The 14864-nt window shown below is 66.8% G+C and carries 12 protein-coding genes; 3 read left to right on the forward strand and 9 right to left on the reverse strand.

What is annotated here, in order from left to right; genetic code table 11:
* Positions 1–128 precede the first annotated feature (128 nt).
* The 9 genes from tssH to ASC70_RS01600 all read right to left on the reverse strand — a co-directional run bounded on the left by tssH (position 129) and on the right by ASC70_RS01600 (position 10746).
* Entirely contained in the window at positions 129–2822 is a 2694-nt protein-coding gene (gene tssH / locus ASC70_RS01560) for a type VI secretion system ATPase TssH (protein WP_056045788.1), read from the reverse strand.
* A complete protein-coding gene (gene tssG, locus ASC70_RS01565) occupies positions 2819–3877 on the reverse strand; it encodes a type VI secretion system baseplate subunit TssG (RefSeq protein WP_082539675.1) in 1059 nt (352 codons plus the stop codon). Before tssG ends, tssH begins: the two co-directional genes overlap by 4 nt.
* Positions 3841–5706, reverse strand: coding sequence for a type VI secretion system baseplate subunit TssF (gene tssF / locus ASC70_RS01570; protein ID WP_056045791.1), 1866 nt, complete (start codon positions 5704–5706; stop codon positions 3841–3843). Before tssF ends, tssG begins: the two co-directional genes overlap by 37 nt.
* 4 nt (positions 5707–5710) lie before the next feature.
* Positions 5711–6244 carry a type VI secretion system baseplate subunit TssE gene (gene tssE, locus ASC70_RS01575; protein WP_047410923.1) on the reverse strand — a complete coding sequence of 178 codons (534 nt, stop codon included), beginning with the start codon at positions 6242–6244 and terminating at the stop codon, positions 5711–5713.
* Entirely contained in the window at positions 6244–7035 is a 792-nt protein-coding gene (locus tag ASC70_RS01580; RefSeq protein WP_235519198.1) for a type VI secretion system accessory protein TagJ, read from the reverse strand. The genes tssE and ASC70_RS01580 overlap by 1 nt, the downstream gene beginning before the upstream one ends.
* 40 nt (positions 7036–7075) lie before the next feature.
* Positions 7076–7558: a type VI secretion system tube protein Hcp gene (locus ASC70_RS01585; protein WP_047410932.1), complete on the reverse strand. Its 483-nt coding sequence runs from the start codon at positions 7556–7558 to the stop codon at positions 7076–7078.
* Between the two features lie 37 nt (positions 7559–7595).
* A complete protein-coding gene (gene tssC, locus ASC70_RS01590; protein ID WP_047410941.1) occupies positions 7596–9089 on the reverse strand; it encodes a type VI secretion system contractile sheath large subunit in 1494 nt (497 codons plus the stop codon).
* A gap of 41 nt (positions 9090–9130) precedes the next feature.
* The gene (gene tssB / locus ASC70_RS01595; protein WP_197056732.1) at positions 9131–9646 is read right to left on the reverse strand and encodes a type VI secretion system contractile sheath small subunit; all 516 of its coding nucleotides are present in this window, start codon (positions 9644–9646) and stop codon (positions 9131–9133) included.
* Positions 9647–9729: 83 nt separating this feature from the next.
* A complete protein-coding gene (locus ASC70_RS01600) occupies positions 9730–10746 on the reverse strand; it encodes an ImpA family type VI secretion system protein (RefSeq protein WP_056045793.1) in 1017 nt (338 codons plus the stop codon).
* Between the two features lie 198 nt (positions 10747–10944).
* Between ASC70_RS01600 and ASC70_RS01605 the strand changes: the two genes are divergently transcribed.
* The 3 genes from ASC70_RS01605 to tagH are packed head-to-tail and all read left to right on the forward strand — an operon-like array spanning position 10945 to position 14860.
* On the forward strand, positions 10945–12909 hold the full coding sequence (locus tag ASC70_RS01605; protein WP_056045797.1) for a type VI secretion system Vgr family protein: 1965 nt from the start codon (positions 10945–10947) through the stop codon (positions 12907–12909).
* An 8-nt stretch (positions 12910–12917) separates the two neighbouring features.
* Positions 12918–13475, forward strand: a complete 558-nt coding sequence (locus ASC70_RS01610) for a hypothetical protein (RefSeq protein WP_056045800.1) — start codon at positions 12918–12920, stop codon at positions 13473–13475.
* Positions 13472–14860 (forward strand): type VI secretion system-associated FHA domain protein TagH, encoded by a 1389-nt coding sequence (tagH, locus tag ASC70_RS01615; protein ID WP_056045803.1) that lies wholly within the window; start codon positions 13472–13474, stop codon positions 14858–14860. The genes ASC70_RS01610 and tagH overlap by 4 nt, the downstream gene beginning before the upstream one ends.
* Positions 14861–14864: the final 4 nt, after the last annotated feature.

Below are 14864 nucleotides of genomic sequence, written 5' to 3' on the forward strand. Positions count from 1 at the left end.
TCTCTCGAGAACTCTGAACGCAACCTCGCCTTGAGAACGATCGCGTTGCAAGCCGTTAATGCGACGGTCGCGTTCGAGGCGCGATGCCTCGTCGCGGTCCGTCGCCTGGTCGGTCGGCGTCTTGGGCATCAGGCCACGGCTTCCTGGAACTGGGGCGCGTCGCTCTGTGGTGACGCTTGCACCTGTTCGAACGCATAGATGAACGACGAGTTCTCCACCCCGACGACAATCTTGGCTATTTCTTCGCCGGCCATCTGGCGCTCCAGCAGGGCGACGGACAGTTCAGGCAGCATGGTGTTGGTCAGGATGGCGTCGATCATCCGCCCGCCCGAGGCGACCTCGGTGCAGCGCGACACGATCAGGGCCACGACGGCCTGATCGTAGGTGAAGACGATGCCGTGGTGCTCGGCGATGCGCTTCTTGATGCGGTCCAGCTGCAGGCGGACAATGCCTTCCAGCATGGCGGGCGACAGCGGGTAGTAGGGCAGGACGATCAGGCGACCCAGCAGGGCGGGTGGGAAGACCTTCAGCAGCTCGGGCCGCAGGGTCTGGGCCAGCGGTTCGGCCTCGGGCTTCATCTCCTCGTCCTCCGACAGCGAGGCGATCAGGTCCGAACCCACGTTCGAGGTCAGCAGGATCAACGTGTTCTTGAAGTCGATATGGCGACCCTCGGAGTCGTCCATGTAGCCCTTGTCGAACACCTGGAAGAACATCTCGTGGACGTCCGGGTGAGCCTTCTCCACCTCGTCGAGCAGGACGACGGAGTAGGGCCGCCGGCGCACCGCCTCGGTCAGCACACCACCCTGGCCATAGCCGACATAGCCGGCGGGCGCGCCCTTCAGGGTCGAGACCGTGTGGGCCTCCTGGAACTCGCTCATATTGATGACGATCAGGCTGTCGTCGCCGGAATAGAGCAGCTCCGACAGAGCGTGGGCGGTCTCGGTCTTACCGACGCCCGAGGGGCCGCACAGCATGAACACGCCGACGGGCTTGTTGGGATTGTCGAGCTTGGCGCGGCTGGTCTGGATGCGCTTGGCGATGGCGTCCATCGCATGGTCCTGGCCGACGACCCGGCGCTTGAGCTGGTCGGCGAGAGTCAGGACCGAGGCGATCTCGTCCTTGACCATCCGGCCCACTGGAATGCCGGTCCAGTCGCCAACGACCGAGGCCACGGCATCGGCGTCGACTTCAGCGAAGACCATGGGGTTGTCGCCCTGGACCGCGGCGAGCGCGCGCAACGCCGCGTCCAGGGCCGCCTTGTGTTCGGCGAGGTCGCTCGCGCCCGCCGTCTTCGCCTCGGTCAGGGCTTGCCGCGCGGCCTTCAATTTGGCGATGGCGTCCTTTTCGGCGGCCCACTGGCTTTCGATCAGGTCGAGTTCGGTTTGGGCGGCCGTGATGTCCTCCTCGAGCCGGCCCACGCGACTGTTGTCGGCATAGTGCCCCTCGGCCTCACGGGCGGCGATCTCGCGCTCGACGTTCAGCAGCTCGACACGACGACGGCGGCTCTCGACGGCGGCGGGTGTGGCGTGCTGCGAAACGGCCACCCGAGCGCCGGCGGTGTCGAGCAGACTGACCGCCTTGTCCGGCAGTTGCCTGGCCGGGACGTAGCGTTGGGACAGCTTGACGGCCGCCTCGACCGCCTCGTCCAGGATCACGACCTGATGGTGTTTTTCCATGGCTGGCGAGACCGAGCGCAGCATCGAGACGGCGACGCTGGTTTCCGGCTCCCCGACATTGACGGTCTGGAACCGCCGGGTGAGGGCGGGGTCCTTCTCGATGTACTGGCGATATTCGGACCAGGTGGTGGCGGCGATCGTACGCAGGCGACCGCGCGCCAGCGCCGGCTTGAGCAGGTTGGCCGCGTCGCCCGAGCCGGCCTGACCGCCGGCCCCGATCAAAGTATGGGCCTCGTCGATGAACAGGATGATGGGGCGTGGCGAGGATTCGACCTCGTCGATCACCTGGCGCAGGCGCTTTTCGAACTCGCCCTTCACCCCGGCGCCGGCCTGCAAAAGGCCGATGTCGAGCGATCGCAAGGTGACGTCCTTCAGCGCCGGCGGCACGTCGCCGTCGACGATCCGTCGGGCCAGGCCTTCGACCACGGCCGTCTTGCCGACACCCGCCTCACCCGTGAGGATCGGATTGTTCTGGCGACGCCGCAGCAGGATGTCGATCACCTGGCGGATCTCGGCGTCGCGCCCGACGATGGCGTCGATCTCGCCCGACCGCGCCCGCTCGGTCAGGTCCACCGAATACTTGGCCAAGGTTTCCCCGGTCCCGGCGAACCCGCCGATCGCGGCGCCGGCGGGCTCGGCGACGCTCTCGGCTGCCGGCGCGCCGCCGATCTCGGCCGATCCCGCGACGATCTGGTCGAAACTGTCGGCCAGGGCGTCGGCCGGGATCTTGCGGAACTCTCGCGAGATCGAGAACAGCGCATTACGCAGGGTCGGGGTCTTGAGCATGCCGAACACGAGGTGGCCGGTGCGCACCCGGCCGGCCTGGAACATTAGCGAGGCGTAAAGCCAGCCCTTCTCGATGGCCTCTTCGATCTGCGGCGAGAAGTCGGAAATCGCCGTCGCCCCACGCGGCAGGGCGTCCAGGGTGGCCACCACGTCACCGGCCAGCTTGGCCTCGTCCAGGCCAAACCGCGCACGGATCGCGCCCACGTCGTTGCGAGGATCCTGGAGCAGGATGTGGATCCAGTGCGCCAGCTCGACATAGGGGTTGCCGCGCAGCTTGCAGAAGCCGGTGGCGGTCTCGATGCTCTTCAGACCCGTGGGGCTGAGGCGGCCGAACAGCGCGGAGCGATTGATCTCGGTCATGCGACACCTCTTCTCGCGCCCGGACTTCTTGTGGCCGCGCGGGCGATGCGGCGGGCGCTGGGGCCCAGACGTGTTTCCGCGCGCGGGCCGCAGCCGGGCGGCGGGTTCATCCAACTGGTCCAGCCCAAGCGGGCGCGACCGTCGAGGGCGGTAGGACGCATCGCGGCTTCGCTGACCTCGACCTGCAGGTCCCATTCCAGGTGCGACGGCGCGAAGGAGTCCAGCGCCTCGGCCACGACGGCGAAGCGCGGGCCGCCAGGCATCAGGTCCTCGTAGTCGCGAAAGGTGTCGACATGCACGGCGATGCGATAGGCGTCGCTGACCGTGCTGGTGCGGCGACCGCAGACCGCGTCGTCGCCCAGCCTGTTGAAGCGCCCACCCAGGCGCGTCTGGTCGGCGGGTTCGATGTCACGCCAGCGCGGCTGGTATTCGATCAATTCGACGGGCGAACCCACCAAATCGGCGACGGCGTCCTCGATCGCGGCGGCGCTGCGGCGAGAGGCGTAGAGACCGGCATAGTAAAGGCGGGCCCGGGCGGGGAAGGCGGCGTCTTCCCGTACGCCATCGGTGGCGCCGGTCAGGGCGGCCAGGCGGGAGGCAAAGCGATCGTCTAGCGGACGGTCGGCGTTGGCGGCGGGATTGGCCTCGGCCCAGGCGCGATAGAAGAACTGCAGCATCCGACCGGCCAGAACATCGAGGAAGCGCCCGAACGGCTGGCCCTTGGCGTAGCGGCGTTCGTAGTGCGCGAACTCGGTCATGTGCAGGGGCAGGGGCCCCATCGGCCCGGTCAGGCCCAGCCAATAACCCTCGACCCTGGCGCGCCCGCCCTTGATCGTCACCCCTTCCAGGGTCGAGCCCGGAAAGCTAAGCGACGGGACCTGGGCCAGATCGACGACGTTTTGCGAGGGCAGGCGGGCGTCGCCGATCCGGGGCATGTCGACGGCGCGCGCCTCCGCCGCGCGCAGAAGCCCGAACAGGCCGTACCGCCGCGCTTGCCCCGCCGCTCGGCGAAGGAAGTCTAGATGTTGCGACGCTCGCCCATTCTCGGGGGCCATTGCGCGAAGGTTCCTTCCTGGGGGCTATCGAAGAGGCATTCGGTGAAGGCGTTCACGGTGGCGAATTCGCCGAGAAATCGCTCGAGAACCGCCGAGAACAGGAACATCCGTCCATTCTCGAACGGCGCGTCGTCCAGCTTCAGGCGTAGCCGCTGGCCGCGGGCGAAAGCGCTGCGTCCCGCGCCCGGCACCCGCCGCGTCACCGGCTCGGAGCGAATGGCCAATACGCCGTCGATCTGGCGGCGCAGGTGCGGGTCGTCGGTGCGGCCATAGAGCGCCAGGTGATCGCGCAGGACCGACGGGTCATCGTCATTGTCCAGCGCGAACGAGGCGTAGTTCGGCGTCAGGTGACCGATGACCCGCCAAGCCCCGTCGCTGATGCCCATCGGCGGACGCGGTTTGGTGGGCGCGCGGACGATCGTCGCCGCCTTGACCGGAACACCGCTGATCCGGAAGTCGGTGGTCCCGCCCACGCGCAGGTTCTCGGCCAGCTCGCGGTTGGTGACCAGGGCGCGCACGCCCAGCTCGTAGATGCCCTCCAGGCGCCTCGGCTCGCCCGGCGCGACCAGGCTGATCCAGGTCTCCGTGCCGAGATAATCGGCGCGACGCCGCAGCCGCTGCTCCTTGGTCGACAGGCGCCGGTGGCGCAGCCGCGTCACGTAGAACAGCGCCTCGCTCCAGTCGTAGAGCAGGCTGCCGAAGGCGTGCAGCGGCGCGACCGGACGGGCGTCGCCATTCTTCTGCGAGTAGGCCGTCACCTCGAGCACGCGGTAGACCTCGAAGTCGAGTGGCCGGGTGCGGTCGGCGATCAGCTGGTGCTCGTGGTCGAACTCGGTGATGGCGACGCGGTCGATCTGCTTTTCGAACAGGTTGACGGCCGGCGTGGCGAAGAGTCGGAAATTGGCGGGAGACACCGCGCCGGCCAGGGCGCCGGCCGCCCGGTTGAACAGGAACACCACCTCGCACTCACCCGGGCATCCGGCGAAGGCCCGGCCCAGCTCACGCAGGCGCACGAACAGGAACCGTTCTGGGCAGGCGAAATATTCCGACAGGATGCGATAGCCCCGAAACGAGCGCCGGCCGTTCGGCAGCAGCGCGCAGTCCTCCTCGAAGCCGTGCTGTTCGGCGACCGAGAGTTTGACCCAAGCCCCGGCGCCCGCCGCCGAGTCCACGGAGCGAGCCACGGTGGCGACCGCGTCGCCGATCAGTTGGCGATAGAGTTCGCCCGGCACCAGCTCCGAGCCGTCCAGATAGATCGGCAGGGCGTCCGGCGCGATCGCCGACAGGGGAACGCCGCCCAGGCCGCCGAACTTCAGGCGCAAGCCCGCCTCGGCGCGAACGCCCGCCGCGCCCGCATAGGCCGAGACGGCCGCGCGGGTCGGCAGGTACTCGGCCTCGGTGATCTTGAGGGGCCACAGGGTGACGTCCTGGCCGGTCCGGAAGGTGACTGGCGTGGCCGCGTCGTCCTTTCCGACGGCCGACATCTCGGTCAGGCGCGGTATCTTGAAGCCGACGGCGATCGCGTGGTCGCCCTCGCGCGGCTCCAGCGCCGCCACGCACATCGACGGTGTCGGCGCCAGGTAGTGGGGCTGGATGGCGTTTAGCAGGTGCTGGGTGAAGTCGGGGAACTGGTCCTGAAGCTTCAGCTTCACGCGGGCGCCCAGGAAGGCCACGCCTTCCAGGAGTCGCTCGACATAGGGATCGGTGTCGGCCGGCGCGTTCAGGCCCAGGCGGCCCGCGACGGACTCGTATTCTTCGCCGAACTCGCGCGCGGTCTCGCGCAGATAGAGCAGTTCCTCGTTGTAGGCCCTGAGCAGCCGGGGATCCATGCGCCTACTCCCGCAGGGTCGCCGAGCCGGTGTCGATCTCCACGTCCGTCTGGAACTCGACCGGCAGGGCCTTCACGGCGCTGGTGACGTCGGCGCGGATCACGAAGGTGACGGCGTTGGGCTTGGAAGCGCCGGCGGCCGCGGTGACGTCGAGCCGACGCGGCGCGATCCGCGGCTCGAACCGGCGGATGCCTTCCTTGATTTCACGAGCCCTGGCCAGGATCGCGCCGCGCTGCAGCAGCTTGCCCGCCATGTCCGGCACGCCATAGTTCAGCACCGAAGTCGCCACTTCGGGATAAGGTTTGAGGTCCTGGACGGAGCCCAGATGGGTGGTGTTGAGGATCCAGTTGAGTTCACGCAGCACGGTGGCGCGCAAGGCCGACTCGTTGAAGCGCTCGAGCTTGAGGATCGGATAGAGCCGGGTGGTGGTCGCGCGGCTGACCTGGCGGGTCTCGATCTTCGGATCGTCCCGCACGCCTTCGATGTCGAGGTCGGCGACCAGCTTGTCGAACAGGGTAGGGTTGATCCGGGCGGCCATCACGCGAAGACCAGACGGCGAAGCGCCAGGATGCCGACGTCCTCGTCCTCGCCGAGCGACCAGAGTTTCTGGCCGACGCCTTCGTCTCCCAGGGACGCCGCGCGCCAGTCGGTGGCGCGCGCCAGCAGCAGGCCGGCGTCGGTCTCTAGCGGCGTTCCGGGATAGCGGGCGGGCAGCAGGGCGCCGACCGATTGACCGGTCTTGAATTCGATCTCGACGGGCAGCCAGACCAGGTCGCGCAGGTCCTGGGGACCGTCGCTGGTGACCTTGCGGATCGCATCGAAGGGCACGAGGCCCCAGCGGCCGTGGATGACCGCTTCCAGCGACGGACCGAAACGCGGGTCGGCGTCGGCGATCCAGTCGAAAGGGCGGTCGTTGAATTGTCCGGGTGTGTCGGGCGCGGCGTCGAAGGCGCGCTCGCGCGCGGCTCGGGCCTCGTCGTCCTGCGCTTGAATGGCGGCGTTCAGCGCGATGGCCAGGTCGCCGGCCCAGGCTTCGCCGCCGACCAGCAGGGCGGGGGGCGACTGCCCGGCGAAGGTCTCTTCCCGCGCCATCTCGGCCTTGATCGCCACGTTGTAGGCGACCGCCAGCATCTGGGCTTCGGGCGACAGCTGGGTGAGAGCCTTCAGCTGGGCCAGGGCCTTGTCCCATTCGCCGAGAATGCAGAACAGCTGGAACAGGAACATACGCGCCGGCTGATCGTCGGGCGCGCGCTTGACCCTTTCGACAAGGGCCTTGCGCGCGCCGTCCAGATCACCGGCCCGCAGGAGGTCGTCGGCGTCCATCGTCATTTTGGCTTCTATGATCTCGCCGAGGACCCGTGCGGGACGCTTAGAACTTCACGTTGCCCGCGATGTCCCACTTGAAGTCGCCCGTACCGGCGGCCTTGCCGGCTTGCGACTGTTCCTTGTAGGCGAACTCGACCTTGGCGAAGTTGAGCGACACGTTCTCGGTGAGGCGATCCTCGCCGCCGCTGCCGCCGGTCGAGACCGAGGTCACCAGGACGTCGGTCATGGTGATGGTGATGTATTCCAGCGGCGTCTCACCCGCCTTGCGCACGACCAGCGTGGCCTTGCTGATGTGCTTGCCGTTCGCCGCCGCCAGCATCAACGGCGAGCTGGCCAGATCGACGTACTTCGTGAACGACAGATCCTGCACGTTGACCTTGCCGGCGCCGGCGCCGCCGCCGACGTGGGCGGTGCCCGAGTTCGTCATGCCCCAGCTCCAGGCCAGGATGTCGATCTCTCCCTTGTGGCTGCTGTCCTTGGACTCGCCACTAATGCCTTCAAGTTTCAGGAACATATCCACGGCCATAAGGCGCTCTCCTCACGAGAAATGATTTTACTGGCAGCTAGTTCGCGCTTTTGGGCAGTCGCGAGACCATGCTGAGCGACACGTCCATCCCCTCGAGTTGGTAGTGCGGCACCATGCGGAAGACACCGCGGTAGTAGCCTGGGTTCTCGGGGTCGGGGATGACATCCACCGAAGCGGATTTCAGGGGCTTGCGAGCCTTGTCTTCTTCCGTCGAGAAGTCGGGCTGCATGTCCACGTACTGCATGATCCAGGACTGCAGGTCGCTGGTCAGGGCCGGGGCCTCGCGGCTGCTGCCGATCCAGTCTCGCACCATGCACTTGAGGTAATGGGCGAACCGGCAGCTGGCGAAGATGTAGGGCAGGCGGGCCGACAGATTGGCGCTGGCGGTGGCGTCCGCGTCCTCATAGGCCTTCGGCGCGTGCAGGGTTTGCGCGCCGATGAAGGTGGCCTGATCGGTGTTCTTGCGATGGATCAGGGCCATCAGGCCGGCCTTGGAGAGCTCGGCCTCGCGCCGGTCCGAGATCGCGATCTCGGTCGGGCACTTGGCGTCCATGGCCCCGTCGTCGGTCGGGAACATCGCCGTCGGCAGATCCTCGACCGTGCCGCCGGACTCCACGCCGCGGATGCGCGTGCACCAGCCGTAGGTCTTGAAAGCCTCGGTGATCCGCACGCCCAAGGCGTAGGACGCGTTCAGCCACAGATAGTTGTCGTGCTGACCGCCGTCCGTGTCCTCCTCGAAGGCGAACTCCTCGACCGGCTCGCTATTGGCGCCGTAGAGCGGACGGCCCAGGAAGCGGGGCAGGGTCAGGGCCATGTAGCGGCTGTCGTTCGAAGCCCGGAACGAGCGCCAGGCCATGTAGTCGGTGGCGTCGAACTGCTTGGCGATATCCCGCGGATTGGCCAGTTCCTGCCAGCTGCTCATACCCAGAAGCTCGGAATCGGCCGCCGCGATGAACGGGGCGTGCGCGGCCGCGCCGATCTTGGCCAGGCCCTTCATCACCTCGATGTCGGGCGCGGTGTGATCGAAGGCGTAGTCACAGATGAAGGCGCCATAGGGCTGGCCGCCCAACTGACCGAACTCGGCCTCGTAGATCTTCTTGAACAGCGGGCTCTGGTCCCAGGCCGCGTCGCGGAACTGCCGCAGCATCTTGCGGGTCTCGTCCTTGGACACGTTGAGGACGCGGACCTTCAGGTCCTTGCCCGTCGGGGTGTTGCCGACCAGGTACCAGAGGCCCCGCCAGGCGGATTCCAGCTTCTGGAATTCCTCGTGGTGGATGATCTTGTTGACCTGTTCGGTCAGCTTGCGATCGATCGCCGCCTTCAGAGCGTCCACGGTCGAGAAGACATCGCCCCCGATGACCTGGGCGTCTTCCAGCGCCTGCTGGGCCAGGGTCCGGACAGCCTCTTCGATCCGCGCCTGCTTGGCGTCGGTGTTGGGCTTGAATTCCCGTTGCAGCAACGTGGCGAAATCGTCGGCCGTGACGGTTTCGTCGGCGGCGGGGGCGACGGTCTGTTGAAGCGTCTCTGCCATCAAGGCCTCCCAGCGGTAAGGGCGTGCGTGGTCATTCGTAACTACGCGTTGTTGTCGGGAGCGGAGGCTTTGGCCGCGGCCAGGGCCTTCATCAGCTCGGGATCCTTCAGGACCTTGTCGAGCAGGTCTTGCGCGCCGTCCTTGCCGTCCATGTAGACCATCAGGTCGTTGAGCTGCTGGCGGGCCTCGAGCAGCTTGGCCAGCGCCGGGACGTTCTTGGCCACCTGGCCGGGGGAGAAGTCCTCCATCGACCGGAACGTCAGGTCGATGCCGATTTTGCCTTCGCCAGTCAGCGTGTTGTCGGCGGTGAAGGCGGCGCGCGGCGCGATCGCCTCCATCTTCTGCTCGAAATTGTCCATGTCGAACTCGACGAAGTCGCGCTTGTCGAGCGGCTTCTTCTCGACGTTCGACTTGCCGGAAAGGTCGGACATCACCCCGACCACGAACGGAAGCTCGATCTTCTGGCGCGATCCGAAGGTTTCGACTTCGTACTCGATGTGAACGCGGGGTGCGCGGTTCTCTTTAATGAACCTCTGCCCGCCTTTGTTCGATGCCATGATTAATCACCAGAAGTTAGAGCTTACATGGATATTGAAGGCTTGTTCCATCTTAGATGGATGTCAAGTGAAGTTATTTTATTCTAGGTTGCCTGCTCTCGTTGCTTGCGAGATTGCAGAACCGAGCGCGCCTCATCGAGGCTGCCTGGAGCGATGTCTTCCAAGATCGACATGAAATCCAACCCGACCCAATCCCGCGCCCGCCGCATCAGCGTCAGGATCGGGTGTCCCGGCTCCCTCCGCTGGTAGTAGTCGCTGAGCGCATCGAGGGCTCTGACGACGTCGTCGCGAGTCTCGATACGCGCCCCGACAGAAGCGACGTTTGAAAAGCTTGACGGTGCAACGTGCGGCTGCACGGATGGTTCCGCGATTTCTTCGTTCGCCGGTTCCGGCAGGAACGCCTGGACGGCCCGGCGCATCTGGCCGAGCGTCTCGTAGGTCGGCTTGAAGTTGGTTCCGCCGCCGTCGTCGGCATTGGCGGTCAGCACCAGGTCAGCGCGCCGCAGGCTGTCCTCGATCGTGTTCAGGCGCTGGACGATCTCGTCCAAGCCCTCGAGTTGCGATTCCTCGAGCGCGGCCCGGAACATTCCGTAGCCTTGCTCGCTTTCACCTCCCAAGCGGAACCGTTCGAAGTCGTCGACGGAATAGCGGCCAAGGCGCGGATGATTGATCAGGACGATTTTGCGCAGCGGCGCGAGGAACTGCGCCTGGCCGGTCAGGGAGTCGCAAGGACCCTTGCGGCCCTGAAAGCCGTAGTCCTCGAGCCGCGGATGGACCGCGGGCCAGTAGGTTTCGAGCAGGCCGGACAGGTAGCGGGCGCCGACCTCCACGGTCTCAAGCTGGCCGGCGCGCGCGCCGGCGCGACACAGATAGACCGCCAGCCAAAGGTCCTTGGTGCGACCGCTCTGCTCGGCGATCCCATCGACGACGGGGCGCCAATCGACCTCGGAAGGTTGGGCTTCGACACCCGAGGCGTCGATCGAGACCTCGGTCTCGAACGCTTGCTCGATCTCGTATCGCGCCGGGTCGTAGGCCAGGTCGGGGCCGGTCGGATCCTCGTCGGATACCGGCGCCAGCAGTCGACCAAGATCAAGCGCCATGTGTGAAGCCGTCTCAGCTTTTTTCAGAGGTCCGACTGCAACCTCGGGCTGCGAGGTTGAGGGTCGAAGAACGGCGCGGAGTGTGGCCGAACAAACGGATTTGGCAAGTGCATCCGGTTGAGATTTGAAATTTAACGGCTACACCTAGTTGCAATCGTCGGACCGTCGTATGGTAGAGCTTAGTAACAGGAGCGATTAATGGATCGGCAGGCGGCCATATCTGTCGCTCTCGGTACGGCTAAGCTTAACCTTGAGCGCTTCGAGGCGATCGAACGTCTAAGCGAGCCCTTTGTTATTGTCGCAGAAGGTTTTTCCGTCGACGAGATCGATTTCCTGCCGCACATCGGCAAGCCCGTGTCGTTCGACGTGGGCGATGAAATGGACCATGTCCGCTACTTCCATGGGTTGTTGACGGACGCGGTCCTGACCAAGGTGGACATCAGCGGCGCTCACTATCGCCTAACGGTGAAGCCCTGGTTCGCGCTGTTGGACCAGAACCTGAACTACCGGATCTTCCAGGACAAAAGCATCATCGACATCGCCAAGCAGGTCTTCGCCGATGCCGGGATGAAGGATGTCGAGTTCGACAAGCTGACAGGCGCGTACAAGCCGCGGGAATACTGCGTCCAGTACAAGGAGAGCGACTTCAACTTCCTCTCGCGCCTGTTCGAGGACGAAGGGGTCTATTATTATTTCCGCCATGAGGAGGCCGCCCACAAACTGGTGCTCTGCGACGGCAAGTCAGCGCACCAGCCCGCGCCAGGCTACGAGTCCATCCGTTTCCTGCCCGTGTCGGGCGACGAGGCGACTACGCCCGACACCTTGTCGGATTGGAACGAGCGGGTCAGCTCGGTCAGCCAAGCCACCGTAACCCTGCGCAGTTTCGACTTCACCAAGCCTCAGAATCCGGTCGAGGCGGTCGCCAAGGGCGCGGGGCAGCATCCCGGCGACGCGCTGGAGGTCTACGAGTATCTCGGTGACTTCACCGAGCAGGCCGAAGGCGAGGCGAGGGGGCAATCGCGGCTGGCCGCCAGCCGGGCGCCGCGCAGGCTCTACACCGGCGGCGGCGACGTACTGGGCTTGGCCTGCGGAGGCCTGTTCACGCTGACGGAAGCCGGGGTCGATCGCTTCAACCAGGAATATCTGATCACCGGCCTCAACCACGTGATCGAGGCCGAGAGCCATCGCAGCGGCGACGACCGCCAGGCCCGACGGGTGAACGTCGTGGCCATTCCGGGCGACACGCTGTTCCGGCCGCCGCTGAATGCGACCAAACCGGTCTCCACCGGGGTCGAGACCGCCACGGTGACCGGACCGCCCGGCGAGGTGATTTATGTCGACGAATGGGGGCGCGTGAAGGTGCGGTTCCACTGGGACCGCTCGCCGGATCAGCCGGGCAAGACCTCGTGCTGGATGCGGGTCTCGCACCACGCCGCCGGCGAAGGCTTCGGCAATGTCGACCACCCGCGCGTCGGGCAGGAAGTGATCGTCGATTTCCTGAACGGCGACCCGGACCGGCCGATCATCACCGGCCGCGTCTATAACGGTCAGCGCAAGCACGCCTATGACCTGCCCGCCCAAAAGACGCGGTCGCTCTGGAAGACCCAGACGGTCGGCCGTCTGGGCGATTATAGCGGCGCGGAGAAGACGCCGGCGCCAAACAGCCTCGGCTTCAACGAGATCCGCCTGGAGGACAAGGGCGGGGCCGAGGAGATCTACATCCACGCCCAGCGCGCCATGGTGCGCGAGGTGCTGCTGGACGACAGCCTGTCGGTGCAACGCGACCGCGCCACGCGGGTCGGCCGAGACCGGGTGACGGCGGTCAAGCGCCACGAGACCACCACCGTCGAGACCGGCAACCAGACCCACGAGGTCAGCCAGGGCAATCGCACCACGACGATCGAGCAGAACGATTCGACCACGATCCGGTCGGGCGACTACTCGGTGAAGGTGGACAAGGGGGCGGTGACAATCGAAGCTGCCAAGAGCATCACGCTGAAGGTCGGGTCGAGTTCGATCGTCATGGATCCCTCGAAGATCACCCTGAGCTCGCTGACGATCGTCAGTGACGCCACGACCTTGCAGAGGGTGCTCGGAACCATGACGGAGGTCGATGGTACGACGGCGACCACGATCACGGGCGGCGTCGTCAAGATTAACTAGGACCTGCAATGAAGCGCTGGAAACAGGTTCGTTGGACCGAGGCGGGCCAAGTCACCGCGATCCTGGGGTGGCCCCTATCCGAGCACGACGCGCAGCCGCCCGAGCTCTTCTTCGATCGGTTGCTGGCCGAGGGGCGGGATGACGACGCGGCGATGTTCCTCGGCCAGGCCCTGCCACGTTACGAGGCGGTGGCCTGGGCGACCCAGGCCGTCCGCGACCTGGCGCCGCCCGATCTTCCGCAACGGGACGTGGAAGCTCTGGACGCGGCCTTGCGGTGGCTGACCGACCCCAGCGACAACCGGCGGCGCGCGGCGTTCGACGCGGCCGCCAACGCCAGCGGGACCAGTCCCCAGCGAATGTGCGCCCTGGCGGTCTTCTTCTCCGGCGGCTCGTTGGCGCCCGCAGACTTGGAGCCGCTGCTGGCGCCCAAGGACGCGGCCGGAAAATTCGCCGCCGGGGCGGTGCTGACCGCGGCCACCGACAGTGGTCGACGTCAGGAGGGCTTGCGCGCGGCGCTCGCTCTCGGCGAGGCTCTGGCCGTCGGCAACGAAGATGGACGTCCATGACCCTCGTCCTCACCATCAAGTCTCTGGATCGGCTCGACAACGGCGAGACCGCCAGGCTGGCCCTGGACCGGCACGGCGCGCGCATCGGCCGGTCGCCGCACATGGACTGGTGCCTGCCCGATCCGCGCAGCTACATCTCCTCGGCCCATTGTGAGATCGAGTACCATGACGGCGCCTATGTGCTGGTCGATCGCAGCACCAACGGCACCTTCGTCAATCACTCGACCGCGCGGCTTTCCGCGCCACACCGCATCGACGACGGCGACGTCATCCTGATCGGACACTATGAGATCGAGGCGCGGCTGGATCAGGCGCCAGCCAATGATCCGGTTCCCGAGCCGGTCGCCTGGAGCGGTTGGGACAGTCACGGCGCCCGCGAAACGGTCGGCGAGCCCGGCCGTTGGGACCAGCCCGCGCCGAAGGCGGCGATCACCGGGCAGGGGGCCGCGGCGGGCGCCTGGGCGCCGCCGCGCGTGCGATCCCAGCCGGAGCCCACCTCGGCCTGGACACCCGCATCGCCCGAGGCGCCGCCGCCTTCGGCCTGGTCCAGCGAGCCACGCGCGCCCGCCGCGCCGTCGGCCGACGACGTTTGGGGGCGGCTGGCGCAGACGAACGAGGTCGATTGGGACCGCGGGTTCGCGCCGGCTCCGGCCGCCGCGCCGCCAGCGACCGCGCCATCGGGCGCGGCAGCCGCCTGGAGCGCGCCGCCACCCGTCCCGACGACGGGCACGACTCCGCCCGCTCCGCCGCCACGATCGCGCGCGCCCGAACCGCGCCCCTCCACGGCCAGCGCCGAATGGAATGCCTTCCTCGGGGGCTCGGGCCTGCGACCGGAGGATCTCGGGGATTCTCCGCAGCAGGTGCTGGCGACCGCCGGCGGGCTTCTGCGGCGCTTGATGGGCGGCCTCGTGGTGATGCTGGAGGCTCGGGCCCGGGCCAAGGCGCAACTGGGCGCTCAGGGCACGGCTCTGGAGTTCGACGGCAACAATCCGCTGAAGTTCACGCGATCGGCCGAGCGCGCCTTGGCTCAAATGCTCAATCGCCCCGACCGGGGCTTCATGCCCTCGGACCGCGCCGTGGAGGACGCTTTTCGAGACCTGCAGGCTCACCAGATGGCGACCTTGATGGCGATGCAGGGCGCATTGGCGTCGACCTTGGATCGGTTCTCGCCCTCGGCGATTCGGGCGCGGGCGGAGAACAAGGGCTTGCTGGCCAAGATCGTGCCCGGCGCCCGCGCCGCGGCGCTGTGGCAGGCCTATGAACGCGAATTCGAAGGCGTCACGCGCGGTTCGGACGAAGCCTTCATGGAAGTCTTCGCCAAGGAATTCCGCGAGGCTTACGAGCGCACCGCCGCCGACATGAAGGCTAGGCCGCCTCGGGCCTGATCGC

Source organism: Caulobacter sp. Root343 (assembly GCF_001425745.1).
Lineage (GTDB): Bacteria > Pseudomonadota > Alphaproteobacteria > Caulobacterales > Caulobacteraceae > Caulobacter.